Below are 13207 nucleotides of genomic sequence, written 5' to 3' on the forward strand. Positions count from 1 at the left end.
TACGGATGCACGCTGTGCATACACTCGCGCCGTCATCACCTTGAGTGACATTCCTTCCCCCAGGACGGGCTTGAGCCCTCCGGATGTCACCGCTTCCAAGGTGCCCTCTGACAGAGGACTGCGCATGCACCCGAGTGACGCAGCATCAACCGGTACCACCCAGGCCCATCGACGACGCCCGCCGCGCGGCCGCACCAAGCGGGCCACGCTGATCGGCGTGCTGGCCGGAATCCTCGGCCTGGCGACCCTGCTCGGCAGCGCCTTCGGCGCCACCGGCGGTACTCCCCCTGCTGCTGCCGCCGCCCCGCCGGCCACCCCCAACGCCAACTGCACCCTCACCGTCCCGGCCAACCCGCTGAGCGCCAAGGGCCTGGCGACCCCGTACCAGCTCTCCGCCACCGATCCGGCCCAGGGCCCCTGCCAGGAGGCGAACACCGCCCAGTCGGCCTTCGTCCAGGCCACCGTGGTGGACCCGGCGACCGGGGCGATCGCCGTCTACAACCCCCTGGTGATCGACCAGGGCACCAAGGCCGCTGTCGCGCCGGTGCTTCCCAAGTTCCCGGCCCGTGCCGTGGTCGGCATCTGGTTCGGCTTCAACGCCGGCACGCTGACCCTGAAGAGCAGCCAGGGCAGCCTCCGGGCCGGCAACTGCGTCAACGGGCTGAACGGCTCGCTGTTCACGCAGTTCGCCTACTGCAACGCACCCGCCTTCTTCGCCGCGGCCAACCGCGCGGAGCGGTCCGGCAGGCTCAAGGTTCCCGCGCTCGGCACCGGCAAGGACGGCAAGCCGTGCCTGAGCACCCGTGACTTCGGCCTGATCGACCAGGACCAGAGCGACAACGTCACCACCGACTACCTGGCCACCGCCGCCGGGACCCTGGCGCAGAAGACCGCGCTCACCGTCGCCGCGCAGCCCGCGTCCGTCTCGCTCGCCAACGGCAGCGACAACCTGCTGCTGACCGCGTTCGTCGACCCGGCCCTCGGCTGCACCCCGTACACGGCGCCCGATCTCGCCGACCCCGGCCACAGCGTGACCTCGCTGGGCCTGGACGAGCTCCAGGCGGCCGCGTTCCAGCGTGCGCCGATCGCCCTGGTGCCGGTGAACGACCCGATGGCCCAGGTGAACGGTGCGACCAGCCGTGCCAAGACCAACCTCTACCGGGCCGGCGTCGACATGCCGGCGCTGAGCCGCAGGGACACCGGGGATCCGCTGGCCTACTGCGCCAGCCTGGCCACCACCGGCCTCCAGCGCATCAATGCCGACAAGGCCTTCTTCACCGGGGCTGCGTCGCCCCAGGCGGGTCAGAACCTCTTCGACTTCCTGACAGCGCGGTTCACGGCCTCGCTCACCAACCTCAACTGCCCGCAGGCGTCGGCTTCCGCCTCGGCATCGGCTTCTGCATCGGCATCGGCATCGGTCTCTGCTTCCGCCTCGGCCAGTGCCGCATCCAGCAGCCCCGCGGCGAGCACCTCGGCCGCCCCTTCGGCCTCGGTCTCGCCGTCCACCGCCGCATCCGCCTCCGCGGCGAAGTCCGCGTCGGCGTCCGCGACCGCGGTCGCCGCCGGGTCCGGTGCTCCGGCGGTCTCCGCGTCGCCCTCCTCGGGATCGGTCCAGGCGATCGGCGTGCCGGTCTCCACGTCGGCGCCCGCCGTCGTCCAGATCCACGACACGGCCCCCAGCCCGGTCCCGGTCTCGGCCAGCTCCTCCGCCGCCGCACCGATGACCACCAAGGCCTCGCCGACGACCACCACAGCCGCACCCATGACCACCTCCGCCGCGCCGGTGACCACCACGATCCCGCCCACGATCGCGAGCCACAGCGCGGCCGCGCCCATCATGCACACCACCGCGGCCAAGCCCACCAGCACCGCCATGAGCGGTGTGCTGGCGGAGACCGGGGCCTCCCGCACCACCCTCCCGTACGTGGGCCTCGCCGTCTCACTGATGCTGCTCGGCGTCTCCGCGTTCCTGCTGATCGGACGCCGTCGTCCGCGCGTTCGGTGACACTCCGTCGGCCACGGGTCCGGGAGACTGTCCCGTCCCGTGGCCGACCGGGTACGGTGCGAGGGCGATGAACGACGTCACGATCGAGCCATTCGACCTCGCAGGGCGGGCTTCAGAGGCCCTGGCGGTGCAGGCCGCCGCTTTTGGGCTGGGCAGCGAGGAGGTCGCAGTCCGGCTGCAGATCGTCGGCAGGCACGCCCTGGTCCCGGGCGTGCGGGCGTTCGGCGCCGTGGAACGCAGCCACCCCGGGGATCTCGGACGGCTGGTGGGATTCGGCTACGGCATGCCCAATGACCGGGCCCACTGGTGGAGTTCGGTCATCGAGCCGCATCTTGAGGCGAAGGGCCTCGGCTACTGGCTGGACCAGTCCTTCTCCGTCACCGAACTGCATGTCCACCCCGACTACCAGGGCCTGGGCTTCGGGCGTCGCATCATCACCACGCTCTGTGCCGGGACCAGGCTGCCCCGGACCATCCTCTCGGCCATCGACCGGGAGACCCCGGCCCGCGCGCTCTACCGCTCGCTCGGCTACCGGGACCTGGCCCGCCAGGTGATGTTCCCCAACACGGCCGTCCCCTACGCCGTGATGGGCGCCCCGCTGCCGTTCCCGCCCCGTCGCTGACACCGGCCCCCTGGCAGTTGTCGCCGACAGCCGTCGCCGACGTCGGGTCAGCGCTGGGCCGGGATCGCCGCGGCGAGCCGGAACCCCTTCTCGGTCCGCTCCGTCGTGAGCAGGCCGCCGCCCGCCGTGATCCGTTCCTTGAGGCCCTGGAGCCCAAGGCCGTCGGAGCCGGACGCCGCCACGGCCGAGGCCCCCTCGCCGGTGATGCTCAGCCGGACCGGGTCCGAGCCGCGTTCGAGCTCGATGGTGCAGCGCCTGGCCCTGCTGTGCCGCACCACATTGGTGACACCCTCGCGCACCACCCAGGCCAGCAGCAGGTCGAGCTGCGCGGGCAGCGGCGGTCCCGACTCGCGCAGCACCGGTTCGATCCCGCCGGCGCTCAGCAGCGAGCGGGCCCGCTGCAGTTCCTCGGACAGCCCGGCCTCCCGGTAGCCGCCGACGGCCTCGGCCAACTCCTGCCGGGTCTCCCGGAGCTGGCTCACCGCGGCGAGGAGTTTCAGGGTGACGAAGGTGAGCGCGCCGGGCAGGAAGCTGCTCCAGGCGGCGTTGATGACCTCCCCGCTCTGCCCGCTCCGCAGGTACGCGGTGAAGGCGGCCAGTGCCGGGATGCCGATGAACACCAGCGGGCCGCCCCGCCCCGGAACCACCACCGCGCCGGCGATGGCCAGCAGTGAGTACAGCAGCAGGGCGTGCGGCAGCGAACCGGCGAGCGCGCCGGTGACCGGCACCAGCAGCAGCGTCAGCACCGTCGGCAGCCTGCCGTCCCGGAACCGCGGCTGGAACGCGGTCAGGATCGTCGCGCAGTAGAGCAGGACGAACACCCCGAGCCCGCAGAGGGCGGCGTCGGGACGCGGATAGCTGCCACCGACCACCGCGTGCGCCGGGCCCAGCACCATCAGCACCCAGGGCATCAGCGCGTACGACGGGTTGAAGCCGCGGATCTTCTCGATGTCCTGGTCGGTGATCCGCTTGCGGTGGGCTCGGCCGGCCACGGGCGGGGTCCTCTCGGCGGTCGGGGTCAGCGGTGCTGTCGGATGCTGTGTCTAGAGCATGGCGGCGAATTCGAGGTAGAGCGCGGCGCTGCGGGGGTCGCCGACCTCCAGGCTCCACAGACCGGCCTCGACGGTCCGGAAGAGGGTCCAGCCGCGCAGCCGCTCCCGGTCCACCTCGACCGCGTCTGACAGGCGCTGGAGTCTTCGCCGTGCGGCGGCCTGCGGCCCTGGCACCCCGGCCAGGGTCTCCAGCCGGTCCTGCACCAGCCAGGCCAGGTCGTAGGCACGTTCGCCCACCAGCGGCTTGGGGTCGATGGCCAGCCAGGGCGAGCGTTCCGCGGCGAGGACGTTGCCGTGGTGGAAGTCCCCGTGCAGCAGCAGTTCCTCGGTGCCGCTGCCGAGCAGCTCCTCGGCCGTCGCCAGCGCCTCGTCCAGCAGCGGCCGCAGATCGGCGGCGGCAGCCAGGTCGCGCCGGCTGCGCAGGGTCGCGCACAGTCCGGTGACGTAGTCGGCCACCGAGGTGAAGGCATGGCCCTCCGGCGGCGCCACCCACAGCCGTTGCAGCGTGCCCTCGGCCTCCAGCATCGCCTTGCTCTCGGCCAGCGACAGCAGCGGCACCTCTCCGTGCAGCCGCTCCAGCAGCATCGCCTCGCCGTCCGGGGCCGTCGCCAGCAGCCGTACCGCGCCGCGGCCCTCCCAGTGGGCCAGCGCGGCGTGCTCCTGGGCGGTCTCCGGTGCGGGCAGGCCGAGCTTGAGCACCGCCGGCGTGCCGTCGGCCCTGCGGACGTACAGCACCAGGCTGATCTGCCCGCCCGGCTCGAACACCCGCTCAAGCGTCAGTTCCCAGCGCTCCAGGTACTCCAGGGTCAGCCGGGGCAGCGATTCCAGCCAGCGGACCCCTGGCTCACCCTCCCAGGCGGTGACGGTCTCCTGGAGCCGCACCGGGATGTTGATCTGCTGTTCCGTCGCTGCCATACCGGCCTTTCGCTCGTTCGCCCCCGTGGTGGTGCACGTGCACCATTGTCAGCCATGCGGAAGGCCGGGAAAGGCACTGCCGGCGCCGCGCCAGGCCAGGGTGTCCAGCGCGGCCTGGCGCAGGGCGGCGGCCATGGTCGCGCGCAGCGGTCCCGAGGTGGCCTGGACGGCGTTGGCGTAGACGGCGCAGATCCGGTCCTCGACCAGCCCGGCGAGCCCGACCGCTGAGGCCGCGTCAGAGACCGGGGCGGGCAGCTGGTAGGCGGGCGCGGCGGCGACCGGGTTCGCGCCGGTGGCGCTGATCCGCTGCTGCAGCGCCCCGCGCCGGTCCCGATGGGCCTGGTAGGAGGCGGTGGCCCGGGTCCTGCGGTCGCCGCCGAGCTGCGCGCCGATGACCCCGTAGGCGTAGACCGCGGCGTCCTCGGCGGCGAGGGCGGCCTGCAGCGCGGCGAGGGCGGCGGCGGGCAGGGCGGCCCGGGTCAGCGGCGCGGCGGCGGGTCCCGCGGGTACGGAGCCGCGCAGCACCATCGAGTGCTGCGCGCCGTCGGCCGCGGCGGAGGCGAGCCGCCGCGCCAGCGCCGGGGAGGCGGCCGCCAGATCCTTCAACCTGGCCTGGACGGTGGCGCGTTCGGCGGCGTCCAGCGCGGCGACCGCCGCGCTCCGGCTGGTCGCCGGTACGGACGGGGGCGTCGCGGAGGCAGTGGCTGAGGGTGAACCGGAGGCCGAGGCCGTCGCGGCGCCGAAGACCGTCTCCTGCGCGGTCAGCTGCGCCCGCAGCGGCCTCAGCTCGCCCGCCGCCGCAGGGAACGCCGCGATGGCCGCGTCGTACTGCGCGGCCAGTGCCCGCGTCGCCGCCAGCGCCCGGGCCCGCACCGGTACGTCCGGATCGGGCGCTTCGACGGTGCGGGCGGCGCGGCTGTCCGCCGAGGTGCCCGCGGAAACGCTCCCGCAGGCGACGAGCAGGCCGGCGATTCCGGTCCCGAGCCCCGCGCTGAGCAGGGAGCGGCGCCGGATTCCGGGGGCAGAGATGGTCACGAGCAGGGACGCTACCGTGTGATCGGCTTCGATGGGCAGCGCCCCCGCAAAGTCGCCGAATCGGCACTTCGGGTCGGAAGCAGATAGGCTGTGGGCTGTTCTTTAGACCTACAGACAACAGCAGACGCGGCCGAGGAGTCACCCGGATGAGCACCACCCTGAATGACCGGCTGCAGGTTCTGCTGGAACCGCTCGCCTCCGAGGCGGGCGTTGATCTGGAAGAGGTCACCCTCACCAAGGTCGGCGGGCGCCGCGTCCTCGACGTGGTCCTGGACGCCGACGGCGGAGTGGACCTGGACACCGTCGCCGAGCTGAGCCGGGCCTTCGGCGCGGCGCTGGACGGACCCGACGGGACCGCGGTGCTGGGCGACGGCGAGTACCGCCTCGAAGTCGGCTCCCCGGGCGTGGACCGGCTGCTCACCCTGCCCCGCCACTGGCGCCGCGCGCGCACCCGTCTGGTGAAGGCGCAGCTGGGCACGGGCGCCGAGGTCACCGGCCGGGTGCTGGAGTCCGACGAGGACGGTGTGCTGCTGGAGATCCCCCCGGTCAAGGGCAGGGGCAGGGCCACCGAGCGCAGGCTGCCGTTCGCGGACGTCGCCAAGGCCCGGGTGCAGATCGAGTTCAACCGCAAGGGCCTGGACGAGGACGCCGAGATCGAGGACGCCGAGACCGAGGTCGACGGCGACGACAGCGACGAAGCCCTCTCCGACGAGGCGTAGCAGTACCCCACGACTGACTGAAGAGAAGAAGAGGAGGCGTAGCCGTGGATATCGACATGAGTGCCCTGCGCAGGTTGGTGCAGGAGCGGGAGATCAAGTTCGACCTGCTGGTCCAGGCGATCGAGTCGGCCCTCCTCATTGCTTACCACCGCACTGAGGGCTCGCGGCAGAAGGCCCGGGTCGAGCTCGACCGCGAGACCGGCCATGTGACGGTCTGGGCCAAGGAGGACGCGGACGAGGTCGCCGAGGGCGCCACCCCGCGCGAGTTCGACGACACCCCGAGCGGCTTCGGCCGGATCGCCGCCAGCACCGCCAAGCAGGTGATCCTGCAGCGGCTGCGCGACGCCGAGGAGGAGCTGACCTTCGGCGAGTACGCCGGACGCGAGGGCGACATCGTCACCGGTGTGGTGCAGCAGGGCAAGGACCCCAAGAACGTCCTGGTCGACATCGGCAAGATCGAGGCGATCCTGCCGGCCCAGGAGCAGGTCCCCGGCGAGGAGTACAAGCACGGGCTGCGGCTGAAGTGCTATGTCGTCGCGGTGCGCCGCGGCGTGCGCGGCCCCTCGGTGACGCTGTCGCGGACCCACCCCAACCTGGTCCGCGCGCTGTTCGCGCTGGAGGTCCCGGAGATCGCGGACGGCTCGGTGGAGATCGCCGCCATCGCCCGCGAGGCCGGTTTCCGCAGCAAGATCGCGGTGTGGACCGGCCGGTCGGGGCTGAACGCCAAGGGCGCCTGCATCGGCCCGATGGGCGGCCGGGTCCGCGCGGTGATGGCCGAGCTGCACGGTGAGAAGATCGACATCGTGGACTGGTCGGACGACCCGGCCGAGATGGTCGCCAACGCGCTGTCCCCCGCACGGGTGACCCGCGTGGAGATCGTCGACTACGACGCCCGTTCCGCCCGGGTGACCGTCCCGGACTACCAGCTGTCGCTGGCGATCGGCAAGGAGGGCCAGAACGCCCGCCTGGCCGCGCGTCTCACCGGCTGGCGCATCGACATCCGCCCGGACGTGGAGAGCGACGGCCCTCCCGGTTCCGGCGACGACCGCGACCGCTGAACCACCGCCGGGCCGTCCCGGAGGGGACGGTTCGCTGGAAGAGCGCCGTAAGTGGTTCGGAGTGAAGACCATCAGAGGGGTAGACTTGGACATGTCTGGTCGGACGCGTGCCCTTTCATGCCCGGAACGCACTTGCGTCGGGTGTAGGGAGCGAGCGGCCAAACATGACCTGCTGCGTGTGACGGCGGTCGGGGGCGTCTGCGTCCCCGATCCCCGAGGCACGCTGCCCGGCCGGGGAGCGCACCTGCACCCCAGGCCGGGGTGCCTCGACCTGGCGCTGCGCCGCCGGGCGTTCCCCAGGGCGTTCCGCCTGCCGGGGCCGCTCGACACCGCGGCAGTCCAGCGGTACGTAGAGGCACTGCCGAGGGTCGCAGAAATGTCAGAGCACTGAGCTGCCGCACCCATGTGCGGGGGCCGAGCACCAGGTACCTCGCGAGTTCGAAAGTAGGTCGAGATTGCGATGAGCACTCGATGAGTACGCGATGAGTACGAGCATGAAGTAGCGACGGTCCGGCGGAACACCCGGACCTACAAAGGAGCGAAGTGGCTAAGGTCCGGGTTTACGAACTCGCCAAGGATTTGGGCGTTGAGAGCAAGGTCGTCATGGCCAAGCTCCAAGAGCTCGGTGAGTTCGTACGTTCGGCGTCCTCGACTATCGAGGCGCCTGTCGTACGAAAGTTGGAAGTTGCCTTCGGTGGGGCCAGCGCCCCCTCGAAGCCCGCGTCGTCGAGCAAGCCGACGCCCCCCAAGCCCGCGGCGGCCTCGCCCGCCTCGGCACCCCGTCCGGGCGCACCGCGCCCCGCAGCGCCGCGCCCTGCCGCCGCCGCTGCTCCGGCCGCCCCGGCGGCGCCCGCAGCTCCCGCCGCGCCGCGTCCCGCCGCTGCCCCGGGTCCGCGTCCCGGCGCCCCCGCGCCGCGCCCGCTCGCCCCGGCGGCCGAGTTCTCGGCCCCGGCTCCGGCCACCCCCGAGGCGCCGTCGGCTCCCGCCGCGCGCCCCGCTGCCGCAGGTCCGCGTCCCGGCGCCCCCGCGCCGCGTCCCGCCGCGACCCCGGGCGCCCGTCCGGCCGGTCCGCGTCCGGGCAACAACCCCTTCACGTCCAGCAACACCGGCATGTCGCGCCCCGGCGCCCGTCCGGCCGGCCCCGGCGCACACCCGGGTCCCTCCGGGCGACCCGGCGGCGACCGTCCGGCTCCCGGCGGCGACCGTCCGGCCCGCCCGGGTGGCGACCGTCCGACCGGCGCTCCGCGCCCCGGTGGCGACCGTCCGTCCCGTCCCGGCAGCGACCGTCCGGCTCCGGGTGGCGACCGTCCGACCCGTCCCGGTGGCGACCGTCCGGCCCGTCCGTCCGGTGACCGCCCCGGCGGCTCCCCGCGCCCGGGCGGCGACCGTCCCGGCGCTCCCGGCGGGATGCCCCGTCCGCAGGGCGGTCCCCGTCCCGGCGGCCCGAGCCCGTCCGGTATGCCGCGTCCCAACCCGGGCATGATGCCGCAGCGTCCCGCCTCCAACGGCGGCGGCCCCGGCCGTCCCGGCCCCGGTGGCCGTGGTCCGGGTGGCCCCGGCGGCCGTCCGGCCGGTGGTGGCGCCGGTGGCGCGCGTCCCGGTTTCCAGGGCCGTCCGGCCGGTCCGGGCGCACGCCCGGCCGGTGGCGGCTTCGCCGGTCGCCCCGGTGGCGGCGGCAGTGGTGGCGGCGGCGGTGGCTTCGGTCCCCGTCCCGGTGGCTTCGGCGGTCGTCCCGGCGGCCCGGGCGCCCGTGGTGGCACGCAGGGCGCGTTCGGTCGCGGCCCCGGTGGCCGTCCGGCGCGTGGACGCAAGTCGAAGCGTCAGCGGCGCCAGGAGTACGAGGCCATGCAGGCCCCGTCGATCGGTGGCGTGATGCTGCCCCGCGGCAACGGCCAGACGGTCCGGCTGTCGCACGGCGCGTCCCTCACCGACTTCGCCGAGAAGATCAACGCCAACCCGGCCGCGCTCGTCTCGGTGATGCTCAACCTCGAGCAGATGGTCACCGCGACCCAGTCCGTCCCGGACGAGACGCTGCAGCTCCTCGCCGAGGAGATGGGCTTCGTCCTGGAAATCGTCAGCCGTGACGACGAGGACCGCGAGCTGCTGGAGTCCTTCGACATCGAGTTCGGCGAGGACGAGGGCGACGAGTCCGACCTCATGTCCCGTCCGCCGGTGGTCACCGTCATGGGTCACGTCGACCACGGCAAGACCCGCCTGCTCGACGCGATCCGCAAGACCAACGTGGTCGCGGGCGAGGCCGGCGGCATCACCCAGCACATCGGCGCCTACCAGGTGACGACCGAGGTGAACGGCGAAGAGCGTGCCATTACCTTCATCGACACCCCCGGTCACGAGGCGTTCTCCGCCATGCGTGCCCGTGGCGCCAAGTCCACCGACATCGCGATCCTGGTGGTCGCGGCCAACGACGGCGTCATGCCGCAGACGGTCGAGGCGTTGAACCACGCCCAGGCCGCCGGCGTGCCGATCGTGGTCGCGGTCAACAAGATCGACGTCGAGGGCGCCGACCCGACCAAGGTCCGCGGTCAGCTGACCGAGTTCGGCCTGGTCGCGGAGGAGTACGGCGGCGACACCATGTTCGTCGACATCTCCGCCCGCCAGGGCCTCAACATCGAGCAGCTGCTCGAGGCCGTCGTGCTCACCGCCGACGCCTCGCTGGACCTGCGCGCCAACCCGGAGCAGGACGCCCAGGGCATCGCGATCGAGGCGCACCTGGACAAGGGCCGCGGCGCCATGGCGACCGTCCTGGTCCAGCGTGGAACGCTGCGCGTCGGTGACTCCGTCGCCGTCGGCGACGCCCACGGCCGCGTCCGCGCCATGCTGGACGAGAACGGCAAGAACGTCGCCGAGGCGGGTCCGTCCCGTCCGGTGCTGCTCCTCGGCCTGACCTCGGTGCCCCGCGCCGGCGACAGCTTCATCGTCGTCGACGACGACCGCACCGCGCGTCAGATCGCGGAGAAGCGTTCGGCCCGTGACCGCAACGCCATGTTCGCCCGCCGTCCGATGCGGATCTCCCTGGAGAACCTGGACAAGGCGATCGCGGCCGGCGGCATCCAGCAGCTCAACCTCATCATCAAGGGCGATGTCTCCGGTTCCGTGGAGGCCCTGGAGGACGCGCTGGTCAAGCTGGACGTGGGCGAGGAGGTCGAGCTCCGCATCCTGCACCGCGGTGTGGGTGCGATCACCGAGTCCGACGTCGACCTGGCCATGGGCTCCGACGCCATCATCATCGGCTTCAACGTGGTCGCCGCCGGTCGTGCGCGCACCGCGGCGGAGCGCGAGGGCGTCGACATCCGCTACTACTCGGTCATCTACCAGGCGATCGAGGAGATCGAGGCGGCGCTCAAGGGCCTGCTCAAGCCGGAGTACGAGGAGGTGCGCCTCGGTTCCGCGGAGGTGCGCGAGGTCTTCCGCTCCAGCAAGTTCGGCAACATCGCCGGTGTTCTGGTCCGCGAGGGCCTGATCCGGCGCAACGCCAAGGCCCGCCTCATCCGCGACGGAAAGGTCGTGGCGGAGTCCCTCACCATCGAGGGCCTGCGCCGCTTCAAGGACGACGCGACCGAGGTCCGCGAGGGCTTCGAGGCCGGTGTCACCCTGGGGTCGTTCAACGACATCAAGGTGGAGGACGTCATCGAGACCTTCGAGATGCGCGAGAAGCCGCGCGCGTAGGTCACGGAGTCGGGTGGGGCCGGTCGACGAAACCTGTCGACCGGCCCCGGCCGCGTTGAGTACGGTGGCGGGGCTTCAGCAAACCGGAGCACACCTTCGAGGCCTTCAGGTCGGCTTGACCTGTCACTCATGTTCGTGGGAACACTGACCTTCGACCTTCTGCTGGGCGATATCCACTCGCTCAAGGAGAAGCGTTCGATCGTCCGGCCCATCGTGGCCGAACTGCAGCGCAAGTACAGCGTGTGCGCTGCAGAGACCGGGGACCAGGACCTGCACCGCAGGAGCGAGATCGGACTGGCCGTGGTGTCGGGCGACGTCTCGTACGTCACCGAGATCCTGGACAGCTGTGAACGGCTGGTCTCCGGGCGTCCCGAGGTCCAGTTGCTGTCGGCCCGCCGCCGGCTCCGGGACGACGATGACGAATAGCACAATCAGACATGGCATCCCTAGGTGGATGCATCCGGGTACGTTGTGGGCGGGCCCGGAGTCTCATGGGGCGATCCGGCCCAAGGGGCGATCGAGCCCACTGCACGAGGAGGACCAGTGACCGACACCGCGAGGGCGCGCAAGCTCGCAGACCGCATCCGGGTGGTCGTCGCGGAGACCCTGGAGCGGCGGATCAAGGATCCCCGCCTGGGCTTCGTGACCATCACGGACACCCGGGTCACCGGTGACCTGCGCGAGGCCACCGTCTTCTACACGGTCTACGGCGACGAGACCGAGCGGGCGGCCTCCGCCGCCGCGCTGGAGAGCGCCAAGGGCGTGCTGCGCACCGAGGTCGGACGGCAGACCGGGGTACGGTTCACGCCCTCCCTGACCTTTGTCGCCGACGCCATCCCGGACACCGCCCGGCACCTGGACGACCTGCTGGTCAAGGCCAGGCAGCAGGACGCCGAGGTGCGCAGCGTCGCCGTGGGCAAGACCTACGCCGGCGAGGCCGACCCGTACCGCAAGCCGGGCGAGGACGACCTCGACGGGCTTGCCGATGACGGGCTTGTCGATTCAGCCGGGGACGAGTAGCCGTGGCCGCGCAGCAGGCCGCCGGGACGCCCGCCACGCTGGTGGCGGGCGTCCCGGCGCTGCCGTCTCCGCGCAACGGGCAGGCGGCGGCGCCGGGCCTGCCGGGCCTCACCGAAGCCGACTGGCAGCCCGTGCTGGCGGCCATCGGCGCGGCCTCCTCGGTGGACCTGGTGTGCCATGTGCTGCCGGACGGCGACGCCCTGGGCTCCGCGCTGGCCGCCGGGATCGCGCTGCGGTCGCTGGGCGTCGAGGTGCGGGTGTCCTTCGGGGACGACCCGCAGATCGTGCCCGCCTCGCTGGCCTTCCTGCCCGCACAGGACCTGCTGGTCCCGGCCTCGGCGGTGCCGGACCGGCCGGAACTGCTGATCACCTTCGACGTCGCCGACGTACGGCGGCTCGGTCTGCTGCAGGCCAAGGCCGAGGCCGCGGAGACGCTGGTGGTGATCGACCACCACGCTTCCAACGGCGGCTTCGGCACGCACCTGCTGATCGACCCGGCCGCCCCTGCGACCGCGGTCCTGGTGGACGAACTGGTACGACGCCTCGGGGTCCCGCTGGACGTCTCCATCGCCACCTGCCTCTACACCGGGGTGGCCACCGACACCGGCTCCTTCCGCTACTCGGCGACCACGCCGGCCACGCATGAGCTGGCCTCCCGGCTGCTGGCCACCGGAGTGCGGCACGACCTGATCTCCCGCCGACTGTGGGACACCCAGTCCTTCGGCTACCTCAAGGTGCTGGCCGCCGCGCTGGAACGGGCGGTGCTGGATCCCGAGGCGGCCGACGGGCTCGGCCTGGTGTGGACCTGGGTCCCCTGGGCGGACCTGGTGAGCCACGGGGTGCTCCCCGAGGAGATCGAGGGCCTGATCGACGTGGTCCGCAAGGCGTCCGAGGCCGAGGCCACCCTGGTGCTCAAGGAGGATCCGGACGGCAGCCTGCGCGGCTCGTCCCGGGCCAAGGGCGCGGTGGACGTGGCGGCGGCCTGCGGGGCCCTCGGCGGCGGCGGACACGCCTACGCGGCCGGCTTCACCTCGCACGACCCGGTGGCGGAGACCGTGGCCCGGTTCCGCGCCGCACTCCGCGCCGGCTGACGC

General features: G+C 72.7%; 12 protein-coding genes. 9 read left to right on the forward strand and 3 right to left on the reverse strand.

What is annotated here, in order from left to right; all coding sequences use genetic code 11:
• The first annotated feature begins 124 nt into the window (after positions 1 to 124).
• Both ABH941_RS38150 and ABH941_RS38155 read left to right on the forward strand, forming a co-directional pair.
• A complete protein-coding gene (locus ABH941_RS38150) occupies positions 125 to 2005 on the forward strand; it encodes a hypothetical protein (protein WP_370135666.1) in 1881 nt (626 codons plus the stop codon).
• 67 nt (positions 2006 to 2072) lie between these two features.
• Positions 2073 to 2627, forward strand: coding sequence for a GNAT family N-acetyltransferase (locus ABH941_RS38155; RefSeq protein ID WP_370135669.1), 555 nt, complete (start codon positions 2073 to 2075; stop codon positions 2625 to 2627).
• A gap of 47 nt (positions 2628 to 2674) precedes the next feature.
• Here the strand turns inward: ABH941_RS38155 and ABH941_RS38160 are convergent, their stop codons facing one another.
• Genes ABH941_RS38160 through ABH941_RS38170 form a run of 3 tightly spaced genes read right to left on the reverse strand, consistent with a single transcriptional unit; the run spans position 2675 to position 5629 of the window.
• Complete coding sequence (locus tag ABH941_RS38160) at positions 2675 to 3619, reverse strand: sensor histidine kinase (protein WP_370135673.1); 945 nt, start codon at positions 3617 to 3619, stop codon at positions 2675 to 2677.
• Positions 3620 to 3670: 51 nt separating this feature from the next.
• Positions 3671 to 4594, reverse strand: coding sequence for an aminoglycoside phosphotransferase family protein (locus tag ABH941_RS38165; protein ID WP_370135675.1), 924 nt, complete (start codon positions 4592 to 4594; stop codon positions 3671 to 3673).
• Between the two features lie 48 nt (positions 4595 to 4642).
• On the reverse strand, positions 4643 to 5629 hold the full coding sequence (locus ABH941_RS38170; RefSeq protein WP_370135678.1) for a ferritin-like domain-containing protein: 987 nt from the start codon (positions 5627 to 5629) through the stop codon (positions 4643 to 4645).
• 146 nt (positions 5630 to 5775) lie between these two features.
• Between ABH941_RS38170 and rimP the strand changes: the two genes are divergently transcribed.
• The 7 genes from rimP to ABH941_RS38205 all read left to right on the forward strand — a co-directional run bounded on the left by rimP (position 5776) and on the right by ABH941_RS38205 (position 13204).
• Positions 5776 to 6348 carry a ribosome maturation factor RimP gene (gene rimP / locus ABH941_RS38175; RefSeq protein ID WP_370135681.1) on the forward strand — a complete coding sequence of 191 codons (573 nt, stop codon included), beginning with the start codon at positions 5776 to 5778 and terminating at the stop codon, positions 6346 to 6348.
• A 44-nt stretch (positions 6349 to 6392) separates the two neighbouring features.
• Complete coding sequence (gene nusA / locus ABH941_RS38180; protein ID WP_370135683.1) at positions 6393 to 7406, forward strand: transcription termination factor NusA; 1014 nt, start codon at positions 6393 to 6395, stop codon at positions 7404 to 7406.
• A 91-nt stretch (positions 7407 to 7497) separates the two neighbouring features.
• On the forward strand, positions 7498 to 7797 hold the full coding sequence (locus ABH941_RS38185) for a YlxR family protein (protein ID WP_370135755.1): 300 nt from the start codon (positions 7498 to 7500) through the stop codon (positions 7795 to 7797).
• 152 nt (positions 7798 to 7949) lie between these two features.
• Positions 7950 to 11093 carry a translation initiation factor IF-2 gene (gene infB, locus ABH941_RS38190; protein WP_370135686.1) on the forward strand — a complete coding sequence of 1048 codons (3144 nt, stop codon included), beginning with the start codon at positions 7950 to 7952 and terminating at the stop codon, positions 11091 to 11093.
• A gap of 129 nt (positions 11094 to 11222) precedes the next feature.
• Positions 11223 to 11519 carry a DUF503 domain-containing protein gene (locus ABH941_RS38195; protein WP_134000350.1) on the forward strand — a complete coding sequence of 99 codons (297 nt, stop codon included), beginning with the start codon at positions 11223 to 11225 and terminating at the stop codon, positions 11517 to 11519.
• Between the two features lie 117 nt (positions 11520 to 11636).
• The gene (gene rbfA, locus ABH941_RS38200) at positions 11637 to 12113 is read left to right on the forward strand and encodes a 30S ribosome-binding factor RbfA (RefSeq protein ID WP_370135691.1); all 477 of its coding nucleotides are present in this window, start codon (positions 11637 to 11639) and stop codon (positions 12111 to 12113) included.
• Positions 12114 to 12115: 2 nt separating this feature from the next.
• On the forward strand, positions 12116 to 13204 hold the full coding sequence (locus ABH941_RS38205; RefSeq protein ID WP_370135694.1) for a bifunctional oligoribonuclease/PAP phosphatase NrnA: 1089 nt from the start codon (positions 12116 to 12118) through the stop codon (positions 13202 to 13204).
• The last annotated feature ends 3 nt before the right edge of the window (positions 13205 to 13207 follow it).

The organism is Streptacidiphilus sp. EB103A, from assembly GCF_041261405.1.
Taxonomy (GTDB): domain Bacteria; phylum Actinomycetota; class Actinomycetes; order Streptomycetales; family Streptomycetaceae; genus Streptacidiphilus.